General features: G+C 65.7%; 19 protein-coding genes and 1 tRNA gene. 7 read left to right on the top strand and 13 right to left on the bottom strand.

Going from position 1 to position 25,396, the window contains the following annotated elements; genetic code table 11:
• Positions 1–283 precede the first annotated feature (283 nt).
• Positions 284–5,218 (top strand): hypothetical protein, encoded by a 4,935-nt coding sequence (locus tag PRN20_RS10400; protein WP_273957273.1) that lies wholly within the window; start codon positions 284–286, stop codon positions 5,216–5,218.
• Between the two features lie 372 nt (positions 5,219–5,590).
• On the opposite strand, the gene PRN20_RS10395 is transcribed toward PRN20_RS10400, so the two are convergent.
• The 6 genes from PRN20_RS10395 to acs form a co-directional block, all read right to left on the bottom strand.
• The gene (locus PRN20_RS10395; protein ID WP_273957272.1) at positions 5,591–6,796 is read right to left on the bottom strand and encodes an MFS transporter; all 1,206 of its coding nucleotides are present in this window, start codon (positions 6,794–6,796) and stop codon (positions 5,591–5,593) included.
• Between the two features lie 12 nt (positions 6,797–6,808).
• Positions 6,809–8,029, bottom strand: coding sequence for an MFS transporter (locus PRN20_RS10390; protein WP_273957271.1), 1,221 nt, complete (start codon positions 8,027–8,029; stop codon positions 6,809–6,811).
• Between the two features lie 92 nt (positions 8,030–8,121).
• The gene (locus PRN20_RS10385; RefSeq protein WP_443112567.1) at positions 8,122–8,571 is read right to left on the bottom strand and encodes a glycosyltransferase; all 450 of its coding nucleotides are present in this window, start codon (positions 8,569–8,571) and stop codon (positions 8,122–8,124) included.
• Between the two features lie 64 nt (positions 8,572–8,635).
• Entirely contained in the window at positions 8,636–9,451 is an 816-nt protein-coding gene (locus PRN20_RS10380) for a UDP-2,3-diacylglucosamine diphosphatase (RefSeq protein WP_273957270.1), read from the bottom strand.
• A gap of 276 nt (positions 9,452–9,727) precedes the next feature.
• Positions 9,728–10,813 carry a glycoside hydrolase family 3 protein gene (locus tag PRN20_RS10375; RefSeq protein WP_273957269.1) on the bottom strand — a complete coding sequence of 362 codons (1,086 nt, stop codon included), beginning with the start codon at positions 10,811–10,813 and terminating at the stop codon, positions 9,728–9,730.
• A 182-nt stretch (positions 10,814–10,995) separates the two neighbouring features.
• Complete coding sequence (acs, locus tag PRN20_RS10370; RefSeq protein WP_273957268.1) at positions 10,996–12,939, bottom strand: acetate--CoA ligase; 1,944 nt, start codon at positions 12,937–12,939, stop codon at positions 10,996–10,998.
• Positions 12,940–13,095: 156 nt separating this feature from the next.
• On the opposite strand from acs, the gene PRN20_RS10365 reads away from it, so the two are divergent.
• Positions 13,096–13,662, top strand: coding sequence for a hypothetical protein (locus PRN20_RS10365; RefSeq protein WP_273957267.1), 567 nt, complete (start codon positions 13,096–13,098; stop codon positions 13,660–13,662).
• A 53-nt stretch (positions 13,663–13,715) separates the two neighbouring features.
• Here PRN20_RS10365 and PRN20_RS10360 read toward each other — a convergent pair whose 3' ends face one another.
• The 3 genes from PRN20_RS10360 to PRN20_RS10350 form a co-directional block, all read right to left on the bottom strand.
• Positions 13,716–15,044: a lipopolysaccharide biosynthesis protein gene (locus PRN20_RS10360; RefSeq protein ID WP_273957266.1), complete on the bottom strand. Its 1,329-nt coding sequence runs from the start codon at positions 15,042–15,044 to the stop codon at positions 13,716–13,718.
• Entirely contained in the window at positions 15,044–16,198 is a 1,155-nt protein-coding gene (locus PRN20_RS10355) for a lipid II:glycine glycyltransferase FemX (RefSeq protein WP_273957265.1), read from the bottom strand. Before PRN20_RS10355 ends, PRN20_RS10360 begins: the two co-directional genes overlap by 1 nt.
• A gap of 96 nt (positions 16,199–16,294) precedes the next feature.
• A complete protein-coding gene (locus tag PRN20_RS10350) occupies positions 16,295–16,996 on the bottom strand; it encodes a TerC family protein (protein WP_273957264.1) in 702 nt (233 codons plus the stop codon).
• A 438-nt stretch (positions 16,997–17,434) separates the two neighbouring features.
• On the opposite strand from PRN20_RS10350, the gene PRN20_RS10345 reads away from it, so the two are divergent.
• Together PRN20_RS10345 and PRN20_RS10340 are read left to right on the top strand one after the other, a co-directional pair.
• On the top strand, positions 17,435–17,641 hold the full coding sequence (locus PRN20_RS10345) for a cold-shock protein (RefSeq protein ID WP_273957263.1): 207 nt from the start codon (positions 17,435–17,437) through the stop codon (positions 17,639–17,641).
• Positions 17,642–17,754: 113 nt separating this feature from the next.
• Positions 17,755–18,009, top strand: coding sequence for a hypothetical protein (locus PRN20_RS10340; protein WP_273957262.1), 255 nt, complete (start codon positions 17,755–17,757; stop codon positions 18,007–18,009).
• Positions 18,010–18,206: 197 nt separating this feature from the next.
• Here PRN20_RS10340 and PRN20_RS10335 read toward each other — a convergent pair.
• Positions 18,207–18,282: transfer RNA gene (locus PRN20_RS10335), tRNA-Lys, on the bottom strand.
• A 124-nt stretch (positions 18,283–18,406) separates the two neighbouring features.
• On the opposite strand from PRN20_RS10335, the gene PRN20_RS10330 reads away from it, so the two are divergent.
• Entirely contained in the window at positions 18,407–19,264 is an 858-nt protein-coding gene (locus PRN20_RS10330; RefSeq protein ID WP_273957261.1) for a mechanosensitive ion channel family protein, read from the top strand.
• A 100-nt stretch (positions 19,265–19,364) separates the two neighbouring features.
• On the opposite strand, the gene smpB is transcribed toward PRN20_RS10330, so the two are convergent.
• Together smpB and dapA are read right to left on the bottom strand one after the other, a co-directional pair.
• Complete coding sequence (smpB, locus tag PRN20_RS10325) at positions 19,365–19,847, bottom strand: SsrA-binding protein SmpB (protein ID WP_273957260.1); 483 nt, start codon at positions 19,845–19,847, stop codon at positions 19,365–19,367.
• Positions 19,848–19,852: 5 nt separating this feature from the next.
• Positions 19,853–20,734 (bottom strand): 4-hydroxy-tetrahydrodipicolinate synthase, encoded by an 882-nt coding sequence (gene dapA, locus PRN20_RS10320; protein WP_273957259.1) that lies wholly within the window; start codon positions 20,732–20,734, stop codon positions 19,853–19,855.
• A gap of 288 nt (positions 20,735–21,022) precedes the next feature.
• Here dapA and PRN20_RS10315 point away from each other — a divergent pair, with 288 nt between their 5' ends.
• Positions 21,023–23,083, top strand: coding sequence for a lytic transglycosylase domain-containing protein (locus PRN20_RS10315; RefSeq protein ID WP_273957258.1), 2,061 nt, complete (start codon positions 21,023–21,025; stop codon positions 23,081–23,083).
• A gap of 3 nt (positions 23,084–23,086) precedes the next feature.
• On the top strand, positions 23,087–24,064 hold the full coding sequence (locus tag PRN20_RS10310; RefSeq protein ID WP_273957256.1) for an alpha/beta fold hydrolase: 978 nt from the start codon (positions 23,087–23,089) through the stop codon (positions 24,062–24,064).
• Here the strand turns inward: PRN20_RS10310 and PRN20_RS10305 are convergent, their stop codons facing one another.
• Positions 24,065–25,294 carry a hypothetical protein gene (locus PRN20_RS10305; RefSeq protein WP_273957255.1) on the bottom strand — a complete coding sequence of 410 codons (1,230 nt, stop codon included), beginning with the start codon at positions 25,292–25,294 and terminating at the stop codon, positions 24,065–24,067.
• Between the last annotated feature and the right edge of the window lie 102 nt (positions 25,295–25,396).

Genomic DNA, 25,396 nt, shown 5'->3' with positions numbered 1-25,396 from the left:
GTGAATGAAGGGCCAGACAAACGAATGTGGACAACTTTATCTATGCCCTTAACCGGCCGCATTCCCACCGGAAATTAACCCTTGCTTAAGAATGCGCTCGGTTTGGCTCAAATTGTATGTATCTTTGAGGTTACCTAGCGCGCGGCGGCGTGGGGCGTAATGGGAAGACTGCGGGGCTTTTGAATCGCATTTTACCCAATTTGGACGGCTTACCGGAACTCGGTGGGTGGTCCAATGCCAGCTCTGATCGCTTGCCGAGTGCCGATGCGAGAGTATTGAGAGTATGGCCAAAAAGACCACCGCACCCCAGAACGACCCTGCAACCTTGGCGTTCTCGGCCGTCGAAGACGCGCTGAAGGACTCGGTGTTCGCCAACCTCGACAAACCGGCGGAGCCGGAGGAAGCGGCGCCCGCCGAGAAGATGGGCCCCAAGCCGATCCCGCGCGACAACTCGGCTCGCTCGGAGCGGCAGCGCATCGCGGACAAGTTCGCGGCGCAGACCGGATCGGTCGCCAATGACGACCGCTTCCCCTCCTCCAAGATCCTCTATGGCCTGCAGTCCAAGTCATCGGGCGCGCCGACCATGGTCGCGGGCATCGTTTCGGCCGGCTGGGTGGTGGCCATCCTCCTCGTCGCGCTGATCCGCAACGGCGGCGACATGGGCACGGCGGCCTTCTGGGGCTCGAACGACTTCATCGGTCTCGTCGCGCTCGCAGTGGTGCCGGTGATCGGCATCTTCGCCATCGCCACCCTCATTCGCCGCGCACAGGATCTCCGCAACGCCGCGGCGGCCGTGACACAGGCGGCGATCCGCCTCGCCGAACCCGAAACCACCGCGTCCGAGAAGGTCGCGTCGGTCGGCCAGGCCGTGCGCCGTGAAGTGAACGCGCTGGGCGACGGCCTCGAGCGCGCCCTGTCGCGCGCCGGCGAGCTCGAAGTGATGATCCACAACGAGGTCACCGCACTCGAGCGCACCTATTCCGACAATGAATCGCGTATGCGCGCCCTGATCCAGGAACTGGCCAGCCAGCGCGAAGCTGTCATTACCAACACCGAGCGCGTGCGCGAGGCCATCACCGAGAGCCATACGGGCCTCGTGTTCGACCTCGACATGATTTCGCAGCGCATCGCGGGCACGATCGTCGAGTCCGGTGGCAACCTGACCAAGGCACTCGAGACCGCCGGCAATTCGCTCAACGGCGCCTTCGGCGAGCGCACCGAGAGCTTCGTGTCGCTGATCGACCAGCGCACCAGCCACCTGCTGGTCGCTCTCGACGACTCCGCGTCGCGCCTGAACATCACGCTCGAGGACAAGGCAGGAACCCTGTCCGGCGCGTTCGAGAGCCGCACGCAGGAACTGAGCGCCGTCATCGACGGCCGCATGAACTCGCTGACCGAGGCCCTCGACAGCCGCGCCGTGACACTCTCCGACGCGATCGACAACCGCACGTCGTCGCTGGCCAAGCTCCTGAGCCAGGGCGGCATCACCCTGCTCGACCAGTTGCGCGACCGCGGCCACGAAGTGTCGAGCGCACTCGACATGATCGGCACCCGCATCGCCTCCGACATCACGGGCCGTTCCCGTGAGGCCGAGCAACTGCTGGGCGGCCTGTCGCGCCAGCTCGACGAGCAGGTGCAGATCCAGGTCAACTCGATGGAGTCGCGGCTGCAATCCGCGATGATCGAGCTGTCGGGCGCTCTCGACGACACCACTGAGCGCGCGCGTGTCACCCTGACCGGCGCCGGTTCGCAGAACCTCGCCCAGTTCGACGCCCGCCTCGACGAAATCTCAACGGCCATCGACAGCCGTCTGTCGACGCTCGACAGCGTGATCGGCGACAAGGGCGATAAGCTGATCGCTGCTCTCGACAAGAACAACGCGAGCTTCTCGGCCCGCGCGAACGTGCTTGAGATGGCCCTCGACGAGAAGGCCGAGAGCTTCAACGACATGGTGGCGCAGCGCACCCGCGAGATGACCGAGACGCTCGGCCAGCGGACCAAGCAGATCACCGAGGCCATCGCCAACCGTTCGAGCGAAATCTCGGACTCCCTCGAAGGGCACACGCAGATCATCGCCGATGCGCTGGACACGCGCGTGCAGCTGCTCAACGAGTCGCTGGCGAGCCGTCATGGCGAGATCACCTCGGCGCTCGACCAGCACGTGAAGGCGTTCGACGAGACCATTGCCGGCCATGCGCGGCACATGGACACCAATATCATCACCCACGCGCAGGCGATCGACGTTGCGCTCGGCAACCGGGTCGAGCAGTTCGATCAGATCCTCACCGGCCGCGCCAAGGAACTGGACGACGCCGTTGCCAGCCGCACTCAGGCGCTCGACCAGTCCGTGCTGGAACGCACCCAGGCGATCGACATCGCGCTGCAGCAGCATGCCCAGCAGATCGGCGACAGCCTCGACCAGCGCACGCAGGCGCTGGCGGCGACCGTCTCGACCCGCTCGGCCGAGCTTGCCGAAGCCCTCAACACCCGTACCCAGCAGCTGGCTGAAACGCTCGGCTCGCACACTGTCGGTATCGCGGCTGCCATCGGCGACCGCACCGGCGAGCTGGCACGGACGATCGAGGCGCAGGGCAATAATGCCCGCGACAAGATCGAAGGCACCCTGCGCAATGTCACCGACGTCATGTCGGAGCGTGCCGGCGCCGTCGCGACCGTCATCGAGACCAAGGTTTCGGAAATCAACGAGTCGCTCGGCCGTGGCCTCGACGCTGCAATCCTCAGGATTGCCGACGCCGAGTCCGGCGTCACCGCCCGCATCGACGGTGCGGCCTCGACCGTGGGCGACAGCGCTCGCAAGGCGGCCGACATCATCGAGACCGGCGTCAACTCGGCCCGCAAGGCCATCACCGACATGGTCGACCAGCGCCTGGGCACCCTGCCCGAGGCCATCACCGCCCGTGCCGACATCACGGCCGAGCGCCTTGCGTCGCTGAACACCGCGATCAACACGGCGCTGGTGCAGTCGATGACCGACCTCGAGGCCGGCGCCGACCGCATCGAGGAGACCATCTCCCGCCGTATTGTCGAAGCGACGCAGATCATCGCCGAGGACGTCACCTCGACCGCCGATCGCATGGACGTCGCAGTCCGCAACGCGCTCGAGCAGATCCAGCGCGCGTCGGGCAACATCGACGAGCTGATCTCGATCAAGGCCGTGGCCGCCGCCGATGCAATCGGCGGCAAGGTGGCCGAGATCAACCGAGTGGTCTCCGAGCAGACCGACGCCTTCTCGGCGCTCGTCTCCGACCGTTCGGCACAGCTCGAGATGAGCCTCGCCGGCCACAGCAACGTGCTGGCCCAGGCGCTGATCACCAACGCCTCGCAGGCCGAGGAGCTGATGAGCCAGTCGACCTCGCGCATCCTCACCGATGTGACGGCGGCGCTCGGCAAGCTCAACGACTCCAACATGCTGCTGCAGAAGGTGCTGGACGCCTCGACGGCGAACCTCGCCAACCTCGAGACCAGCGTCGCCCAGCAGACCGCCACCTACTCGAGCACGGTCCGCGAGGCGATCGGCTCGACGGAAGAAGCCGGTCGCATGGTCACCGAGCATGTCGGCGCGCTGCAGACGGCCATCGCCTCGATGGTCAACGAGTTCGGCGCCATCCTCGGCAACCTCGACAGCGAGGCCAAGAGCCTCGACACGGCGGCGCAGAACCTCAGTAACACCGGCGCGATGACGCTCGCCAACCTCGACGAGCGCCGCCATGCCATGGACGAGCTGGCTCACGCCTTCACCGCTCGTGCCGACGAGATCGACAGCCGCATGCGCGGCTTCGCCCAGTCCATCTCCGAGACCGTGGAAGAGACCGAAGTGCGGCTCGTCTCGGCACGCGAGTCGATGGAGCAGCTGCTGGCGAGCACGACCTCGAACGTTGCCGAGACGCTGGAGGCGACGACCGGCACGATCAATGCCGCCCTCGCCGACACGACCGGCCAGCTGCAGTCGGTGCTTACCAGCACCGCCGAGCAGATCCAGACCTCGCTCGGCGAGACCACCGGCCAGCTCGAGCACGTGCTGACCGGGACGGCCGAACGCGTCCAGACCTCGCTCAGCGAGACCACGACGCAGCTCGAACAGGCGCTCAACGGCACCACGGACAAGCTGCAGTCGGCCCTCGCCGGCGCCACGACCGACATGCAGTCGGTGCTCGGCAAGAGCACCAACCTGCTCGAGGAAGCGCTGGAAAGCACCTCGCACCGTGTGGCGACCCAGCTCGGCTCGTTCACCGACACGGCCTCCAACGAGAGCCAGCGCGCCGCCGATGCCCTGCGCCAGACGCAGGCGACCATGATCCTCGAGATGCAGCAGGCCCTCGAAGCCGCCACGCAGCGGTTCAACGAGACGGCCTCGGCCATGCGCGCTACCGCCAAGGAAGTGGGCGCCGAGCTCGAGAGCACCCGGTCGGAGCTCGCCCGTGGCGTCATGGAACTGCCCGAGGAGACCAAGTCGAGCGCCGCCGCGATGCGCCGCGTCGTGGCCGAGCAGATCGAGGCCCTGGCCGAGCTCAATGCCATCGTCCGGTCGCAGCCGGCGACGCACGACCTCAACGACCGCCGCCCGCCGCCGGCGCCGACGCGCTCGTCCTTCATCCGCGATGAAGCCCCGAGCAAGCCGGAGCCGCGCCCCGAGCTGGTCCGTCCGGCCGAGCCGATCCGGACCACACCGCGGTTCGAAAGCCCGGCACCGACCGTCACCGCTCCGCGGCCGCAGCCTGTCGCCGAAAAGCCGGCTCCTGCTCCGACCCCCGCCCCGGCCAAGTCCGAGGAAAGTGGCGGCTGGCTCCGCGACGTGCTGAACCGCGCCGGTACTCCGGCCGCGGCCAGCGCACCGGCTCCGGCCCCTGCCCCCGTGGCGCAGCAGAACCTCTCGACCCTCACGGAAGAGATCGCCAAGGCCATGGAGCCGGCCGCGTTGGCCGACGCCTGGCAGCGCTACCAGTCGGGCGAGCAGAACGTCTTCTCGCGCCGCATCTACACGCTGGGCGGCCAGGCGACCTATGACGAGGTGCGCAAGCGCATCCAGCGCGACCAGGACTTCGCCAAGACCTCGGCGACCTACATGGCCGAGTTCGAGCAGTTGCTGAAGCGCGCAGCGACAGGTGGGAACCCCGCGGGCGAGACTCGCGAGTACCTGCTCAGCGACCGCGGCCGGGTCTACACCATGCTGGCCCATGCGAGCGGCCGACTGGGCTAAGCTCCGGTAGCAGCTAACCAACAAAGCCCCGCGAGCGATCGCGGGGCTTTTTGTTTGCGCTGGGGGATGGGGGCGAGGCGGGCGGGCCGACGGGCGCAGTAGCTTGAGGTTCGCTGGAGCTGGCTAGGGACCTGCGCTCGCACCTCGACAGGCAACGACTGTGTCAGGATAGCAGTCGGCCGGGTGACGCGGGCGAGCGCGGCAAAGCCCATGCCGGTGATCCGGCAGACAACGTCGAGGATCGTCTTCACGGCATCGATGCGCGCGATGGCGTCGATGTCGTCCTGGAAGTCGTGGCCACGAGGTCGTCCTTCATGGGCAGGGGCACCGTATCCAGCTCTCCTGCCCGCCGCCATTATCAAAGCGAAACGACTAGCCGAGGCGCGCGCCGCCCGGTTGCTTCCGGCCCTGCATGGCGATGGAGAGCCAGATCAGGATGCCGCCGACGCCGGCGAAGGCGGCCGCGATGAAGTAGGCCTGGGCCCCCATGAGGCCGATGAGCCAGCCAAAGCCGACAAGGGCGATGACGCTCATGCCCTGCTGCAGCATCTGGAAGAAGCCCTGCGCTTCGGCCGCAATCTCGTCGCTGGTCCAGTTGGCGATGAAGTGCATGCAGCCCATGTAGCCGAGCGCGAAGGTGATGGCGTTGAGGGCCTGAAGCGGGATCAGGAACTCGATGCCGGGCTGGAGGGCCATGCAGAACCAGCGGAACACCGCGACTACGGCCGAGGCGAGGATGAGGCTGCGCGCCGAAAAGCGCGACTGGACCCGGCCGAAGACGAACATCAGGCCGGCTTCGGCAAGAGCCCCGACCGCGAGGAGCGGGCCGATGATATCGGCGGAGAAGCCCTGTTCCTTCCACAAGAGGCCCTGGAAGGCGTTGAGCACGATGTGCGTGCCGTAGACCATCGAGAAGCCGACGAGCGGCAGCACGAAGAAGGGCTTCATCGCCTCACCCAGGTGGCGGGCGGCACCGGCATGCGGGGCTACCGAGTCGGCAGTTTCGGGGCCGCGGAAGCGCGGCAGGCCGAAGGCCGTGATCGTCCTCAGCAGTGACAGGCCGACGAACATCGGAAGGAAAATGGCGCCGCCAAGCCAGGTGATGACGAAGCCGGTGAGGATGAGCATCACCATGTAACCCACCGTGCCCCAGGCGCGGATGGGACCGAACTGCGTGCCGCGGCGGCGCGTCATGCGGATGGTGGCGGCGTCAACCACGGGGCCGACGGCCGCAGCGGGCAGCGAGAGCAGCGTCCAGACGATGAGGATGCTCCAGAAGCCCGAGACGAAGAACAGGCCGAGGGGAAGGAGACCGGCGAGAATCGAGCCGAGGATGATCACCTGCCGCCAATCCGAGGCCCGGTCGGCGATGCGGCCGACCACGACGTTGAGGGCGAGCATGATCAGCACGGGCACGGCGTTGAGGACGCCGATCTGCTCGGGCGTCAGGCCCTGGTCGGCGAACCAGATGCCACCATAGACGGTGACGACGGCGCCCGACATGTACTGGATGAAATAGTAGATCGTTGCCCGGAATTCGGGGCTCAGACGTGGTTCGGCGATCGTCACGGCGGACATGAAAGTGGAAACTCAGGGAGTGGGATCGGAGGCCACGATCTCGTCGGGGGCGACGGCGTGGGCGGACTTAGGTTGCAGTTTCAGCGAGAGCGCGACGCACAAGGCGCCGAGCACCGAGAAGGCGCCGACGAATAGCCATGCCATCGGGCCGAAGGCGGCGACAAGCCAGCCCATGCCGAGGATGATGAGGACGCTCATGGCCTGCTGCAGCACGTAGGAGAAGCCCTGGGCCTCGGCGGCGATCTCGTCGCTGGTCCAGTTGGCGAGGAAGTAGATGCCGCCGAGATAGCCCATGGCGAAGGTCACCGAGTGCAGCATCTGCAGGCAGAACAGCACCCAGACTGGCGGCGAGAAGGCCATGGCGGTCCAGCGGAAGGCGGCGACCAGGCATGCGAACAGGATGAGGTGGCGGGCCGAGACGCGCAGCTTCAGCCGGCTCCAGACGAACATCATCACGGCTTCGGCGGCGGCCATGGTGGCGACGAGCGGACCGATCAGGCCCTCGGATATCCCCTGCTCCTTCCAGAGCAGCGCGCCGAAAGCGCTGATGACAGCGTGGGTGGAATAGAGGATGGCGACGCCGGCAAGGGTCAGGAGAAACCAGGGCTTGAGCACTTCGCGCAGGCGGCGGGCGCCTTTGGTGGCGGACTTGGTCTGCCCCTCACCGGCCCGGAACTGGGGCAGCTGGAACGCGAGCAGCGCGCGCAGCAGCGCGAAGGCGACGAAGAGCGGTACGAAGGCACCGTCACCCAGCCAGGCGATGAGCGGGCCGGAAATGAAGGTCGTGACCATGAAGCCCACCGTCCCCCAGGCCCGCACGGTGCTGAAATCCGTGCCGCGCCGCTGCGTCATGCGCAAGGTGGCGGCGTCGACGACGGGGACCAGCGCGAAGGCCGGCATGATCGACAGCACCCAGACGAGCAGGATGCCCCAGAAGCCGGAGACAAAGAACAGGCCGATGGGCACCGCGCCGGCGATGAGCGACAGCACAATGATGACGCCGCGCCAATCGGGCATCCGATCGGCGATACGGCCGACCAGCTGGTTGAGGAGCAGCATGAGGAGCAGCGGCGCCGCGTTGATGATGCCGATCTCGTCGGGGCCGATGCCACGGTTGGCGAGCCAGATGCCGAAGTAGACCGACGAGACGCCTGTCGAGCCGAACACGGCAAAATGGTAGATGGCCGCGCGCAACTCGGGGGAGACCCGGGGTGCGACCGTGGACGACGACATCAGGGTGTGCTCCGGGCGGGAGAATCCTGCCCCTTTGGCCGACCTTGCTCATGAGACGGAGAAATAATCAACGGGCCCAAAGGTGGGGAGCGTTATGTCGCGGTCACGCCGCGAGAGCGGCGTTGCGGCCCGGCACCAGTGTATCGAGGAAGATGTCGGCGCAACGCGACCAGGTGAAGTTCCGGGCGTGGGCGCGCGCTGCCCCCCGGTCGAGGGTCAACGCGCGCAGGACCGCGACGGCGAGGTGCACCGCAGGCTGGATCGGTGAGGATGTCGCGCGGTCCGGTGACCGGGAAGGCGGCAACAGGCAGGCCGCTGGCAAGCGCTTCGAGCAGCACGTTGCCGAAGGTGTCGGTGCGGCTGGGAAAGACGAAGACATCGGCCGAGCGGTAGATTTCGGCGAGCTCGGAGCCGGTCCTGAGGCCGAGGAAGAGCGCATCCGGATAACGGCCCTGGAGCTCGGCGCGCGCCGGACCGTCGCCGACGACGATCTTGGTGCCGGGGAGGTCGAGGGAAAGGAAGGCCTCGACGTTCTTTTCGATCGAGATGCGGCCGACATGGAGCAGGTGCGGGCCGACTGAGAGGTCAGCGCACTGCGGCCCCGGTTTACTGACCCGGAGCGGCTGGGGCGCGCCTGAGCCTCAGGCGGCGGGGTTTGCGCGGGAGGGGAGCTTCGGTCCAGCGGATGAGCTCGAGGACGCCCTCGTCGGTTTCGCACACGGCGGTGCAGCTTTCGACCCAATCGCCGGTGTTGACGTAGTGGATGCCCAGCCGCTCGTGCATGTCGGCGTAGTGGATGTGACCGCAGATGACGCCGTCGGCGCCGCTGTCGCGCGCTTCGAGGGTCAGCGCTTCCTCGAAGCGGCCGATGACGGAGACGGCGTTCTTGACCTTGTGCTTGGCCCAGGCGGAGAGCGACCAGTACGTCAGACCCATGCGGCGGCGCACCCAGTTGACCGCGATGTTGAGCCGCAACGCGGCGCGATAGGCCCAATCGCCCACATGCGCCAGCCATTTGGCATGGGCGACGACGACGTCGAACTGGTCGCCGTGGATAACGACGTAGGTCTTGCCCTGCGCCGTTGTGTGGATGGTGCGATCGACGACCTCGACTTCGCCGAAGTACGTGCCGAGGTACTCGCGCAGGAACTCGTCGTGATTGCCCGGGAGGACGACGATGCGGGTACCTGCGAGGGCCTTGTCGAGGAAGACCTCGACAAGCTGGTGGTACTCGGCGGGCCAATGCCAGGCCTTGGCGAGGCGCCAGCCATCGATGATGTCGCCGACGAGGTAGATGGTCTCGGCCTCGTGCCAGCGCAGGAAATCGATGAGCTGGTGGATGCGGGTCGGGCGCATGCCGAGATGGACATCGGAGATAAACAGCGCGCGAACTCGCCGCACCTCCCTGGTTCCATCACTCATGCGTACACCCTTCACTACTTCGGAGGCCGGAGTTTAGCTCATTTGCACCAACGGGCGGGAGCGCTTTCGACCAGCGACCGGCCTCAGGTGGGGAAAACTTGCTGCTAGAGCAGGAACAGGACGACTGCAACCAGCATGAGGCCCGCGGGGGTGGCAAGATGTGCAGTTGGTGCGTTCGCAGGCTGGAGCTAGAGCTTCCGTCCGGTACGCACTGGGATGTGGGTCCCTGCTCTCGCAGGACAACAGCTGGTGGGTAGGAGGCGACTTGGAGTCGCCCTACTTTCCGATGCGGCTCTTCAGGGCGACGATGCGCTTATAGCTCTCTTCGATGCGGGCCTTGAACTCGGGGTCGGCCTTGGCTTCGGCGACGAGGATGTCGCGGACTTCGGGGCCGAGCGAGGAGCGGGGCTTGGCGGTGTTGGAGAAGAGCAGCACGTCGACGCCGGCGCGCACGGCGCGGGTGACCGTCTCTTCGAGATTGAAGTGATCACGGATGGCGCCCATCTCGAGATCGTCGGTGATGACCGCGCCGGTGAAGCCAAGCTGGCCGCGCAGCACTTCCTCGATCCAGGGCTTGGACAGGCTCGACGGCAGGCCGGACGGATCGATCTCGGTGTTGATCAGGTGGCCGACCATGACGAAGTCCTCGTAGCCCTTGGCGATCAGCGCGCGGTAGGGATCGAGTTCGACAGGCTTCCAGGTGCGGGTGATATCGACGAAGCCCTCGTGGCTGTCGGCGGTGGACGAGCCGTGGCCAGGAAAGTGCTTCAGCGAGGTGATGAGCCCGGCATCGTGGTGCGCGGCGACGACCTCGGCGGCATAGGAGGCGACGACGTCGGCAGTCTTGCCATAGGCCCGGCCGTTCCTGGCGATGACCGTATTGGCGGGATTCACGGCCAGATCGAGGACCGGGGCGAAGTTGACGTTGAAGCCCCAGTCGCGAACGCCTTCGGCGAGGCCGGCATAGACGGCGCGGGCCTGTTCGGGCGTGTTGTCGCCGGCAATGGTGGCGGCGTTGGCGATTTCCTTGAAGCCGACATCCTTGCTCAGCCGCTCGACCAGGCCGCCCTCCTGATCGAGGGTAATGAAGGGCGGAAGGTTGGCGGGCGCGGCGTCGCGGAAGGCGGCGTTCATGGCGGTCACGGCCTCGCGGCTCGCGACGTTGGTCTTGAGGAACATGACCCCGCCGATTTCGCCGTCGGCAATCTGCTTGCGGGCGGCGACCACGCCCTTGTCGTCGACCGAGTCACCGGCGAAGCCGACGACGATCATCTGGCCGGCCATCTGCTCGAGGGACTGTGCCATGACGGGCGCAGTGCACAGGGCGAAGATCGTCGCGAGGAGTGTCGTGGCGAGGCGCATCGATTTGAGCTTTCGGGGATCGGATGGGCGCGCTTGTGACGGACAAGTGCGGCGAAAGCGGGGTAGTCACCGTACGATGAGTCACTGCGCCGGCATGGCCCCCATCAAGGGGAGTATCTCCCTCGATCCCTCCCCTCAAGGGGGAGGGACGCGATGGTTGGGCTTTTGCAGGGGCTAAGGCCTTAGCGGTTCTGGCGGTTCTCGATCAGGTCGGTGACCACGCCAGGGTCGGCGAGCGTGGTGGTGTCGCCGAGCGCGCCGTAGTCGTTCTCGGCGATCTTGCGCAGGATGCGGCGCATGATCTTGCCGGAGCGGGTCTTGGGCAGGCCGGGCGCGAACTGCATCAGGTCAGGCGATGCGATAGCGCCGATCTCCTTGCGGACCCAGTTGCGGAGCTCGGTCTTGAGCGCGTCGTCGCCCTGCGCGCCGGCCATCAGCGTGATGTAGCAGTAGATCCCCTGCCCCTTGACGTCGTGCGGATAGCCGACGACGGCGGCTTCGGCGACCTTGGGATGAGCGACCAGCGCGCTCTCCACTTCGGCCGTGCCGATGCGGTGGCCGGAGACGTTGAGCACGTCGTCGACGCGACCGGTGATCCAGTAGTAGCCGTCCTCGTCGCGGCGGCAGCCGTCGCCGGTGAAGTAGTAGCCCTTGTAGGTCTCGAAGTAGGTCGAGACGAACCGGGCATGGTCGCCATAGACGGTGCGCATCTGGCCGGGCCAGCTGTCCTTGATGCAGAGCACACCTTCGGCCTTGGTCTGCTCCTGGATACGGCCCTCAGGTGAGAGGACGATGGGCTGGACGCCGAAGAAGGGCTTGGTCGCGGAGCCCGGCTTGGTCGGGATCGCGCCCGGGAGCGGCGTGATCATGAAGCCGCCGGTTTCGGTCTGCCACCAGGTATCGACGACCTCGCAGCGGCCCTTGCCGACATGCTTGTGGTACCAGAGCCAGGCCTCGGGATTGATCGGCTCGCCCACCGAACCGAGCATGCGCAGGCTGGGCATCTCGTACTTGTCGGCGAACTCGGGGCCGGCGCCCATCAGGGCCCGGATGGCGGTCGGCGCGGTGTAGAAGATGTTGACCTTGTGCTTTTCGACGACCTGCCAGAAGCGCGAGGCATCGGGATAGCTCGGCACGCCCTCGAACATCAGCGTGGTCGCGCCGTTCGCAAGGGGGCCATAGACGATGTAGCTGTGGCCGGTGACCCAGCCGACGTCGGCGGTGCACCAGTAGATGTCGCCATCGCGGTAATCAAAGGTGCGCTCGTGGGTGAGCGAGGCCCAGACGATGTAGCCGCCGGTGGTGTGCAGCACGCCCTTGGGCTTGCCGGTCGAACCCGAGGTATAGAGGATGAACAGCGGGTCTTCGGCGTTCATCGGCTCGGGCGGGCAGTCGGCGGTGACGGTCTTGACGGCATCGTCGTACCAGACGTCGCGGCCGGGTTTCATGTCGACGGCATTGCCGGTGACCTTGACGACGATGACCTTGTCGACGCCGGGGCTCTTCAACAGCGCTTCGTCGACGTTCTTCTTGAGCGGAATGGTCCGGCCGCCGCGGCGGCCTTCGTCGGCGGTCAGCACGATCCGGCTGTCGCAATCGTTGATGCGGCCGGCGATCGAATCCGGCGAGAAGCCGCCGAAGATCACGGAATGCACCGCGCCGATGCGGGCGCAGGCGAGCATGGCGATGGCGGTATCGATCACCATCGGCATGTAGATGGTGACGCGGTCACCCTTCTTTACGCCGTTGGCCTTGAGCACGTTGGCAAAGCGGCAGAGGCGATCATGCAGCTCGCGGTAGGTGATCTTGCCGTCGGTGCCCGGGACATCGCCTTCCCAGATGATGGCAGTCTGGTCGCCGCGTGTCGCGAGGTGCCGGTCGACGCAGTTGGCCGAGATATTGAGCTCGCCGTCCTCGAACCACTTGATCGAAACGTCGGGGTACTGGAACGTGGTGTTCTTGATCTTGGTCGGAGCCTTGATCCAGTCGATGCGCTGGCTCATTTCCTTCCAGAAGCCGTCGGGATCGTTCACCGACCGGGCGTAGAGTTCCTCGTACTGCTGTGCCGTCGTCCGCGTCCGCGCAAGGGCAGCTGCGCTGGGCTCGAAGACCAAATTCTCGCTCATGGAGATCTCCCGGTTTTTGAGAACCGTTCTAACCAAGGCCCCCAGCCCGAGCAAGCAGACCACTTGTCGTCTTTAGACCTACGGAAACCCTAGCCGTAAACGGTTTTTGCGGGGCTTTTCCCGATACTGCCGATAATACCAGTCCTGGGGGGCAAGATGCCGGAACTCGGCCACCACGCTGCGCGGCCCGACGAGATCGACATGATCCATCACGAACTGATGGCCGTGATCGACGAGTCGCCGCACTACAACGACCTGTTCAAGGCGCACGAAAAGGACCGGCTCAGCAAGTCGTTCCTGCGCGCGCTGCAGCGTGTCGACCCGTTCCACGTCATCGTGCTGACTGTCGACGGCGTGCCGGGCGGCGGACTGATCTCGGGGCCGGAGACCGGCTCGCTATTCCGCTACTGGAGCTGGATATTTCCCTCGCATCGCCAGACCCGACTGGGGCTGCATGGCATGCGGGTGTTCGACGAACACTGGGATAACGGCAAGTTCCACAAGGCCTTCACCTGGGTGCGCCCGGAGAACGAGGTCGCGCTCGCCCTGCTCCGCCGCTACGGCTACGAGCAGGCGGCGCTGCTGCGCCAGCAGATCTTCGGGCAGGACTACGTGGTGATGGAGAAGTTCTACACCAAGCAGACCGACACCTACGACCGGGGAATGGGTCTGGGCCGACTGGCCCGTTTCAAGGCGAGGGTTGACGCGATGCTGGGACGGTAGCCTTCTCGCAAAGTTGCCGTCGGTGCGATGACGCCCCGGCCCGCAGGGAGGCGCTAGACGTCCTTGGGGACGCGGCGGGCGAGCAGTTCTCGCAGGCGCGGGCCGATCGACACGTCGATGCCGGCGAACCGGCGGGCGGTGACCCACATGGCGGCGGACCAGATGGTCTGGGCGATCAGGGCAGCGATGGCGGCGCCCATCAGGCCGTGGGCCGGAACCAGCAGGATATTTGCAGTGACGAGCACGGTCATGCCCAGGACGACCGCTGGCAGCGTGGCATAGGGCCGATCGTGGATCGACAGCACCATGGCGGCCGGACCGAAGACCGAACGGACGCACAGGGTGAGGCAGAGCACGGCGAGCGGCGCGACGCCGACCTCGAACTCGGGGCCGAACAGCATCAGCAGCAGCGGCGCGATGGCGGCGACGACGGCAAACAGGCCGACCGAAATGCCTGACGCCACGAGGTTGGCCTCACCGATCTGGCGCATGAATCCCTCGCGATCGGAGGCGGCGCTGCGCTCGAACATTTCGGGCAGTGTCACCGCGTAGACCGCGGAGACGCCGAATGCGACCAGCGAGAAGACGCGGGTACACACGCCGAACACGGCGAGGCTCTCGCGATCGAGCAGGTTCGAAAGGACCAGCAGGTCGATGTCGAAGTAGAAATCAGTGGCGAGGGAGATGACCACCCAGGGCATGGCGAACCGCCACCATCGCTTGCGATCGGCGGGCGCTGCGGCGGCGGAAGCGGGAACGTCACGCACCGCGCGGAGCAGCCAGGCGAACTGGCCGGCGGCGATGAGCACGAAGCCGATGGCGAGCAGCCAGATCATCTCGTCGAGCTTGGCGGCAACACCCAGCGCAAGGCCCGATATGCCGAAGCAGAGGGCGACCAGCATCGGGCGGAAGACGGTATCGGCAAAGTAGCCGGCGAAGGGCCGCCGGAGGCCGACGAGGAGCGCGGTGTTGCAGTAGACTGCCCCGGTGGCGAGCGCCATGAGGCAGGCGGGGATCCAGTGAGCGGTCAGCACCTTGCCGGGTTCGCCGAACGATTCGGCAATGGGATAGCCGACGACGAGCAGGACGAGCGCGCCGACGAGGAGATGGCTGTAGGTGCGCCGCATGAAGCCGCGCAGCAGCCCGCCCTGCCCCCTGGACCGATACTCGGCAGCAAAGTAGGTGCCAACCGTGTGGAAGCCGAGCGGCAGGAACACAGCGACGATGTTTACCGTGGCGATGATCAGCAGGTACTCGCCGAGGATTTCGGCGCCCCAGAAGCGGGCGATGGCCGCTTGGGCGAGAAAGATCACGCCCGCGCCGAAGACGCGGGCTCCGAAGATCACCGTCGATTGCGATAGCAGGCGCTGGCGGAGGCTCATCAGTCGTCGGACCGCTTCTGATCCGGCTTGGCCCGGTCGGGCCGAAGCCGATCGACGTACCTGGCGAGAGCCTGGATCGCTCCACGCGCTGCGAATGCACACTCGCCCATCAACCGCGGCCACCAGTGCCGCGCATAGTTGGCAACAGGCGGCACCGGCGAGATGACGCCACGATCGCCGACCATGCCCTTCTTGAACTGGTGCAGCCCGTGGAACCCATCGGTGCCTCCAAGGTCGTACCAGGAGGCGCGGGTGTTGTCGCGCAACCAGCGAATGATGTGCCAGTGGAGGAAATAGCCGGCGCGGAGATCGAGGGCGGCCGCGGTCGTCGCGCCGTAGAGGTAGACGGCCCGGTCGCCGGCCTTGAAGATAACGGCGCCGGCGACGAGTTCATCGCCGTGCCAGACGAAGAAGAGCTCGGGGCGCAGGGTCTCGTTCGCCATCGTCATCAGGGCCGCGACGGTGTCGTAGGCCGAATGATCGGGGAACTTCTTGCGGTCCACCATCTGCTCGTAAAGCCTGGTGAAATCGGCGAGCCGGTCGGCCGGAGCGTGCTCGAAGCGTAAGCCGGCCTTGTCGGACTTGTTGAGATGGTAGCGCCACTTCTGGTGGAAGCTCGAGCGCTGCTCGGCATCGGAGAGGCGCAGGTTGACGATGTAGCGGTTGGGAAAGAGCAGCGACGAGCCCTCGCGGAAACCGCGGCCCGCCAGATGCGCGTACTCAGCGTTCTCGGCCTCGAGGGAGGCGCGCGGCAGGATCGACAGCATCATGCGGCGGCGATCGGCATACTCGGCCGTGAGCGCATCGACGATCTGCGAATAGATTCGATCGGCATCCGGGGTGCCGTTGCGACGCAGCATGGGCGCCCACTTGGCAACGGCCACCGAGCCGAGCCTGAGCGGCAGCGGCTGGACCATGATGAGGCAGCCGCCGACGATTTCGCCGTTCCGGACAAAGACCTGTGGCTCGAGAGCGACGCCCGGCCAGCGGGCGAGTGCGAAGGTCGCGAGTTGCTCCTGACAGGCGCCGTCGAAGTCGGCGATCGTCTCATCCCACTCGGCAGGGGTGACGACGCGCATGCTGACCGACGACGTGGCAGCGCGCGGCGCGGCAAGTTCGACCGGGATACCCTCGGAGATAGCGACGTGAGGCATGTTTGCGTCCGGATGACAGTTCCGGTGCGCAAACTACCGTCGCGCCTATTCCCAATCCCCTACTCCACCGAGGAAAATGCCCCGGTGGTTAATGGGTTAGTGCCCGACGGCGATGGGCGCGACACCCTTGAGAAGGGGGATGGCGGGGAGCGTGTGGTCGAGGAGTTGGTCGGCGCCCTCGTAGAGCATCTTCACCGCGACGTAGAGGATGACCACGAGGCCGATCCACGCGATCCAGCGGTAGCGATGGAGGAGACCGGCGACGAGAGTCGCGGCGACGCCCATAAGCAGAACCGAGAGGCCGAGGCCGAAGATCAGCGCCACTTCGTGGTGCTGCGCGGCGCCGGCCACGGCCAGAACGTTGTCGAGCGACATCGAGACGTCGGCGATGACGATCTGCCAGACGGCGGACTTGAGCGACTTGCGTGGGGCCTTGGAGGCGATACTTCCGTCGCGATTGAGATCGGCATCGGCCAGAGCCTCGGTGGCCTCGTGCTCCTGCTCATGGGAGACCGCGAGCTCCCGATACATCTTCCAGCATACCCAGAGCAGCAGCAGGCCGCCGGCGATCAGCAGGCCCCCGCCGAGCGCGAGCAACTGCGTGGTTATCAGCGCAAAGCAGATGCGGAGCACCGTAGCGGCGATGATGCCGATGAGGATCGCCTTCTTGCGCAGCGTCGGCTCGAGGCCGGCTGCAGCGAGGCCGATGACGACTGCGTTGTCGCCGGCAAGAACCAGATCGATGACGATGACCTGAAAGAATGCCGCAAAAGCCGAAGCGTCGAGGCCAAAGGGCATTCGTCAGATACTCCAGGTGGAAAGGCGATCGCGGCTATTTAGAGGGCTGGCGCCCGGTTGTGAAGGCCGCACTGCGGACAAATCCACCATCGGCGGGCGATTTGTGATGGTCGCTCAGGTGCTGATCATGGAGTACATCGGCCTGCGACCACTGACCTGACACGCCAACAGGGCAACCGGCCCAGAAATATTCCATTGCCAAGGAAGATTTTTGGGCGATAGTGGGGGAGGTTGGGCAAGCTTCGATCGCGCCTTGCTATTGGCGCTATTTAGGCGCATGCTCTTTTCGCGCTCGCTGACATCACGCGATACAGAGGCGGCTTAAGGTCCCTCAGGTTATTCTTGATATTGTGAACGTTTAGGCTGGGCAGCCATGTTGGCTGTCTGGAACGGGCATTGTGCATCTGCATGTGCCACATATATCAGGAAGGGCCTCAAATGATCCAAGGCACCGTCAAATTCTTCAATACCACCAAGGGTTTCGGCTTCATTCAGCCCGACGATGGTAGCAAGGACGCATTCGTCCACGTGACCGCGCTGGAGCGCGCCGGCATCTCTTCGCTCAGCGAAGGCCAGAAGGTGTCGTACGACCTCGAAAAGGGTCGGGACGGCAAGGTTTCCGCGACGAATCTGTCGCTGCTCTAAGCGTCCCGGGACGTCTGGGTACTGCACTCGGGTGCCACCTGGTTGGCTCCCAGCCCCTTGTTATCGGGTCGCCGATCGCTCCGGTCGGCGGCCCTTTGTTTTTCAGGACAGTCATGAAACATCGTTACCAGGTCGGCCAGATATTGGAGATGCGCGCCTTGCCGGGCGTGAGCAACCGACCGGCAGGACCGTGTGAGGTCGTGCTCCGCCTCCCCTACGAGGGTGGCCCCGTCCTCTATCGAGTCAAATCGCTCAACGAGAAGACCGAGCGGGTCGTCGACGAGGTTGACCTGACGCCCAGCAGCGCCGTCAAGCCGTTGACCACGGACACCGCATCCCCGTTCAGTATTGCGATCACTCGGCGATGACACGCACCGCTGAGGTGTAGGGCTGCCAATTCTCATGGAAACGCCACTCGCTGGAGCGCGAACTGCTGCGTGACAGCAAGGTGCTGCCGAACTGCTGCCGATGGCGAACTGAAATCTGGCTGGGCGGATCTATTACCGCCTTGTCAGGCCTACTCTGACCTGGGGGACCGGAACACCAACCTTCCCCTAGGGGAGGTTGGTGGGTGCACAAGGACTCGAACCTTGGACCCGCTGATTAAGAGTCAGCTGCTCTACCATCTGAGCTATGCACCCTGGGCCGAGGGGGTGACTATCAGGGTGAGTCCGGCTTGGCAAGCACCCTTTCGGAGGTTCTTTGACTTTCCTGCTTTTGCCAGATTGCTAAGCTACCAGCGAGCGTTCCCTCGATCGACCAACCATGAACGAACCCCACGAACTCGTATCCCTGCCTTGGCGCTGGCTGACTGACAATTCCATCCCGATCCTGCTGGCGCTCGGAACGCTGGTGTTCGGCTGGTACCTGTCCCGAGTTCTGTCGCGGCTCGTGCGCGATCTGCTGCCGCGCGCCTACGGGGTGGACAAGAATTTCGCGCCGCTGCTGGCGCAGGTGACGCGCTACGGCGTCATGATCTTCGCCATCGTGACGGCGCTGAGCTTCGTGGGTGTCTCGAGCACCTCGATCTATGCGGTTATCGGCGCGGCCGGCCTCGCCATCGCGCTGGCGCTGCAGAACACGCTCGCCAACATCGCGGCGGGAATCATGCTGATCTGGCTCAGGCCCATCGCCATCGGCGAGTACATCGTGGCCGACAGCGTGGCCGGGGTCGTAGTGGAGATCGGGCTTTTCGGGACGCGGCTGCGCTCGACCAGCGGCCTCTACATCTTCACGCCGAACCAGAAGCTGTGGAACAGCGCCATCACCAATCACAGCCGCGAACCCCGACGGCGAATCGATGTGAACATCACTGTGCCCGATACGGCCAATGTCTCGGCGGTGCGGCGAACGATGCTGAAGATCGCGACGACCGACAAGCGCGTGCATGTCGACCCGCCGCCGTCAGTGCATGTGGAGAGCTTCACCGGCGACAAGATCGTGATGCAGCTACGGGCGTGGGTGCCGACGCCGGAGTACCTGCCGGCGCTGCGGGACATGACAGAGAAGTCCAAGCTCGCGATCAACAAGCTGCTGGCGGCGGAGGGTGAGACGGCGCAGGTGGAGCTGGCTGCAGACCCGCATATGCAGGGCGCAGGGGAGCGAACGCCGGACCTGACGTAGGGTGGCGGCTTTTCTCGAGCAAATGGCGACTACGGGGGCTCTGCGTGGGTTTCCCAGCCCTTGCCGTGAAGACAGCCGGGATGGGCGTCAGCCTGGCAGCTCAGCCGTGTTTGAGCAGGCGGGACTTTTCGCGGTTCCAGTCGCGATTCTTTTCGGTTTCGCGCTTGTCGAAGCTCTTCTTGCCCTTGCCGACGCCGATGAGGAGCTTCGCCCTGCCCTGCTCGTTGAAATAGAGCTTGAGCGGCACGATGGTGTTGCCGGCGCGTTCGACGTCCTGGCTGAGTTTCGCCAGCTGCTTCCTGTTCACCAGCAGCTTACGCGGGCGCTTTTCCTCGTGGTTGAAGCGGTTGGCCTGCAGGAACTCGGGGATGTGCGCGTTGATGAGCCAGAGCTCGCCGCGCTCGGGCGAGGCATAGCTCTCGGTGATCTGGGCTTTGCCCTGGCGTAGCGACTTGACCTCGGAGCCGGTCAGCACGATGCCGGCTTCGAGGGTATCAAGGATCTCGTAGTCGTAGCGAGCCCGGCGGTTTTCCGCGACGGGCCCCGTCGAGATGGTCGCGGGTTTTCCGGGAGCTTTGGCCATGGGTGCTAGTTGGGCAGCAGGCCCGCGTGCTGCAAGGCCGCGTCGATCGCCTGCTCGTTGGCCTTGCTGATCGGCACGACAGGGAGGCGGAACTCGTTGCGGCAGAGGCCGAGACGGGCGGCGGCGTATTTGACACCACCGGGATTGTTCTCGAGGAACAGGGCCTTGTGCAGGGGGAAGAGCTTGTCCTGGAGAGCAAGGGCCTCGGCGTAGTTGCCCTGCTGGCAGGCATTCTGGAACAAGGCACACATTCGAGGCGCGACGTTCGAGGTCACCGAGATGCAGCCGTGCCCGCCATGGGCGTTGAAGCCAAGCGCAGTCACGTCCTCGCCCGAGAGCAGTACGAAATCGACACCGAGCCTGGCACGCTGGGCGCTGGCCCGCTCCATGTTCGCCGTCGCGTCCTTGACGCCGACGATGTTGGAATGGGCATCGCGCAGGCGCGCAATGGTGTCGACGGTGAGATCGACCACCGTGCGGCCGGGCACGGAGTAGAGGATGATCGGCAGCGACGTGGCCGAGGCCACGGCGGAGAAGTGCTGGAACATCCCCTCCTGGGTCGGCTTGTTGTAGTACGGCACGACCGACAACACGGCGTCCGCACCGACATCTTCGGCATAGCGGGCGAGCGCCACGGCCTCGGCCGTGGAGTTCGAGCCGGCACCAGCGACGACGGGTACCCGCTTGGCCGTCACTTCGACACAGATCTCGATAAGCCGACGGTGCTCGTCATGGGTCACGGTGGGGCTTTCGCCAGTCGTGCCCACGGGGACGAGGCCGTGCGAGCCCTCGTTGATCTGCCAGTCGACAAAGTGGCTGAAAGCTTTCTCATCCAGCGCCCCGTTCGCGAACGGAGTGATGAGCGCTGTTAGAGAGCCTCGGAGCATTTGTCGGGAATTCCTCTTGGATCGTCGCGCCGCCCATGGCGGCCGCGGACTTGTTGGTGGGCCGTGCGGCCAGATTATGGCCACATCCGGATCATCCCTGGGCCACAGTCGCGCACCATAGTTTCTCTCGTGCGGCACGACAAGCAAGCAGTCGCGTCAGGGCGCGTCGCACACCCACAAGGACCGAGCAGCTAACCAAACGTTCACGGGCGCCGTGAGATTCTGGACCGGCTGCAAGGGTGGGGGCACCTTGTTGGATTTGTACCGAGGACCAACAGGACGGTTACCATGGTTGTTGCGCGAGGCCGGAAAGGCCTGATCGCGGGCTTTCTCGCCGTTAGTGTGGCTGTGGCCGTGCCACTGCCCATGGTGCTGTTGCGCGCCAATGATCAGCCTGCCGAAACGCCTGTCGCAGCCATCGACCCGATCAGCACGGGGGCGATTGCCAAGGGTAGCGTCGCGATTCCCGTTCCGGGCGCTTCGGCCGGCTTCAAGAAGGCAATTGCGCTGCTCGACGACGGCGACCAGGCCGGCGCCTACGAGGCGGCACGGGGTCTATCCGACGGTGTCGAACGTCGCGCCATCCAGTGGGCGGCAATCTACTACGGCAATGGCGGGGTCCCCTCGGCCTCAGTGCAGCGCTTCATGGCCGACGCACCCGACTTCGCCACCGACGCGGTGTTCAAGACACGCCTCGAACAGGCGCTGATCAAGGAAGACGCGAGCACCGAGACCATCATCAAGACGCTGGGCGGGGCGATGCCCAATACGGTGAGCGCGCAGATCGCGCTGGCCGAGGCCTATGTCGCCGATGGGCAGAATGATCGCGCCGCGCGGATCGCCCGCTCGCTCTGGACAGAGAACTTCCTCGACAAGGGTACCGAAGCGCTGGTGCTGGACAAGCTCGGCAGCTTGCTCGACCGCGACGCCCACTGGACGCGCGCAATGCACCTGATGATGCATGACCGCGCGACCGGCGTTGAACGGCTGATGAAGTACATGACGCCGGCGCAGAAATCGCTGGCGACAGCGCGCAATGCCGTGTCGCGCAACGCCAAGGACGCCAAGAAGCTGCTCGACAACGTCGACCCGTCGATGCAGTCGAACCCGGTATTCCAGTTCAGCCGGGCCCAGCGTGCGCGGCAGTTCGAGCTGTGGGACCAGGCGATCACCTGGCTCAACAAGGCCAAAGGCGAGGTGCCGGACGCCGCCGAGTGGTGGTACGAGCGCCGCGCTCTCACACGGCAGCTCCTCGCCCTGGGCGAGGTCCGCCGTGCCTACGAAGCCTCCGATCGCTATGTCGGCCCCGAGGGCCGGATGGTGGAGGCGCACTTCCACGCCGGCTGGATCGCGCTCAACTTCCTGCGCGACGCGAAGGCGGCGGCGCCGCACTTCGAAGAAATGACCAAGCACTCGACGCTGCCCGACTCGGTGACGCAGGCCAACTACTGGCTCGGCCGGTCCCGCATGGCGCTGGGCGACGAAGCGGGCGCCCGCTCCGCGTGGACCGAAGCGGCCAAGTTCGGCACCGTTTATTACGGGCAGCTCGCCCGCTCCGCTTTGGGGCAGAAGGGCGTGGAGTTGCGCGGCCTGCCCGAGTGGAAGACGATGGAAGCCAGCTTCGAGAGCAACGATCTCGTGCGTGCCGTACGGCTGCTTGCCGACAACGGGCAGAAGGACATGGCCGCCCCCTTGCTCCGCAGCTTTGCCACCAACTTCACCGAGGGCGGCGAACTGCTGCTCGCAGCACGGCTGGCCCAGTCGCTCGGATCGCACAACCTCGCCATTTCTATCGCCGACACGGCCGAGCGCCGTGGCGTGCCGCTCGACCTGTTCAACTTCCCCAAGGACGGGCTGCCGGTAAAGAAGCTGGCGGCGATGGATCACGCGGCGATCTACGCCATCACCCGTCAGGAGAGCCGGTTTCAGGTCGACGCCGTGTCGTCGGCCGGAGCGCGCGGGCTGATGCAGCTGATGCCGGCGACGGCAAAAGAGACGGCCGGCAAGCTGGGCGTCGACTACTCCAAGAGCCGGCTGACCAGCGATGCGGAATACAACACGCTGCTCGGCTCGACCTACCTCAAGGCCCAGCTCGAACGGTATGACGGTTCGCTGTTACTTGCGGCCGCGGCCTACAACGCCGGTGGCGGCAACGCCAACAAGTGGATCAAGCTGTTCGGCGACCCGCGCTCGGATACGATAGATCCCGTGGTGTGGGTCGAGCTGATTCCGGTGCAGGAGACGCGCACCTATGTGAAGCGCGTGCTCGGCAACTACCTCGTCTACCGGGCGCGACTGGGCAACAACGACCTCAGCATCGACGAAGCGCTGAGGAAGATCCCGAGCTGACGATTGGCGTGGCTCGCGGCGCCTGCTATCCGTCGAGCCATGTTCTCGCGCCAGCGCACAGTGCCGGACGGCTATCGGAGCTTTCAGAACCTGCCGGTGCAGCGCCTTGCCGTTGGGGCCGCCAACGAGCAGATGGCGGTGCATGTGGCCGGCCGCCTCGCTATGGGGCGGGTGCCGCTGGTCTGCCTCGCCGGCTACCAGCGCAACATGGCGGACTTCTCCGACTTCGCCAACAACTTCCACCGCGTGTTCGGTGACGACTGGCCGATCATTCTGATCGACCTCAAGGGTCGTGGCCGCTCGTCGGACCGGAGCGACAAGGCGCGCTATCTCTCCACGATCGACGCCCGGGACGTTGTGCAGGTCCTCGCCGCACTGGCGCTGGACGGGGGCATTTTCGTCGGCCAGGGCTATGGCGGTCAGGTGGTCATGGCACTTGCCGCCGAGCACCCGCGGCTCGTGCATGCAGCCGTGCTGCTCGATGCCGGCCCGGTATCGGACCCGCGCGGACTCGTGCGGCTTCGGAACAATCTCAAGGACCTCGACGGCAGCCGGTCGGAGGCCGGGTTCCGCGCGATGTTCCGGCGCATGCTGGCGCCGGACTATCCGGCGGCCACCGAAGGGCTGCTCGACGTGATCGCAGCGCGAACGCACTATCTTGACAAGCGCAACCGGGTGCACACGCTGTTCGACCCGCACCTGATCAAGAAGCTGGAGGCTTTCGAGCACGACGATATCCTCGTGCCGCAATGGCCACTCTACGACGCACTGGGCAACGCACCGCTGCTGCTGATGCGGACCCAGCTGACTGAGCAACTGCGGCGCGAGACGTTCGAGGAAATGCTGCGGCGCCGGCGCGATGCCGAAGGCTATGTGATCGAAGGACAGGGCTCCCCTGCCCTGCTCAACACGCCCGAGGACGTCGAACCGATTGCTGGGTTCGTGCGCAAGCTTTTGCGCCGCCGCCCCAAGGCTGCCTGACTAGGGCTGGGCGGCAACTTTCCGCCCGGGCTCCGAAATCAGCGCCAGTTCGCGGGCCTGCTCGCGCCAATGCTCGCGGCCGATGCGCCCATCGATGCCGAGGTGGGCTTCGATCCACTCGACGTTCTCGTCGGTGAGATTCGCAATCTGGTCGAAATGGTAGAGGCCGAGCTTGTTCAGCGCTTTCTCGATGATGGGCAGGATGCCGATGACATTGGCCAGGCTGTCGCTGATTCCTTGGCGCGGCGCCTCGATACCGACGGGTTTGCCCGGCGACTCGGCCGGAGCTGGATCGATCTCCGTGGCCGCCTGACGGGAGGCTCGGCGGCGACTGGGCGCGGGTTCGGCATCGACGCCATCCGGTGCCTCGGCGGGGCGGGCCCGGCTGCCGGAGTTCCGTGTCGGGGTCCAGTTGCCCTCGATAGCCCGCATGGCGGCGCCTTCATCGTCTGTCTTCGAGGCTACGGTCTCGGCAGGTTGTGGGGCTGGCGCACGTGGGGCGATCGCTTCCGGCTCTGCCACTAGCGCTTGGACGGCGACAGCAGAATCGGCCCCTGGCGCTTCAGCCGGCTCGGCTTCAGCGTTCTCGAATGGCTCGGGAACGGACACGACTGCCACTTCGGTGGGGGTGGTTGCAGCAGACTCGCTGAACTGCTCCGGCTCGAGAACGGCGTCGACGGCATCCGCCGTAACGGTAACTTCGACAGGCATCTCGGCCGTGCGATCGATGGGGAACGGAATGACCTCGGCGCTCGGTCCACCGGCCGGCGCTGTGGAGCGCCCGGCTGGCTCATGCCTCGGGGACGCGACGAGGAGACCCGAAGTCGTCTGCCCTGCCACTCGGGCGGGCGACATCACAGGTTTCTGCTCGCGCGTCTCGACCGTCGGGAGCGGCGCCAGGGTCGGCATCCTGACTTCCGGCAAAGGCGTGAGGGCACCGGGCCGGGCGGCCTCAATGGCCTGCACCGCCTCGGTGAAATCGGGGGCGGGAACCTCGGCTGGAGCAGCGGGCGTAGCCGGCTTGCTCATGGGCTCGATGGCCGGGGCGGTGACGAGGGCCGCGGGCGCCTCGATCACTTCGGCCTTGGGGACCGGGGTGGCTTGTTGCACGGTCGGGGCGCGCGACATCCGCAGCACGGCCAGGCGGGCCAGACTGCCGACGGTGGCGCCGATGAGGAAGGCGACCAGCAGCAGGAACGCCGTTTCGAGAATGTGGGCAGGGTTCAACATGGTGCGTTCACCCCTTCCGCGGGGTGGCGGACCACCAGCCGGTTGCCAACCCCACCACCGCAGCACCAAGGACGAACGGCCAGTAGATCTCGATAAGGTAGA

Source organism: Devosia sp. ZB163 (assembly GCF_028613635.1).
In the GTDB taxonomy this organism is placed as follows: Bacteria; Pseudomonadota; Alphaproteobacteria; order Rhizobiales; family Devosiaceae; genus Devosia_A.
Note: the sequence above shows the minus strand (reverse complement) of the source record. Positions and strands in the feature narration are given on the sequence as shown.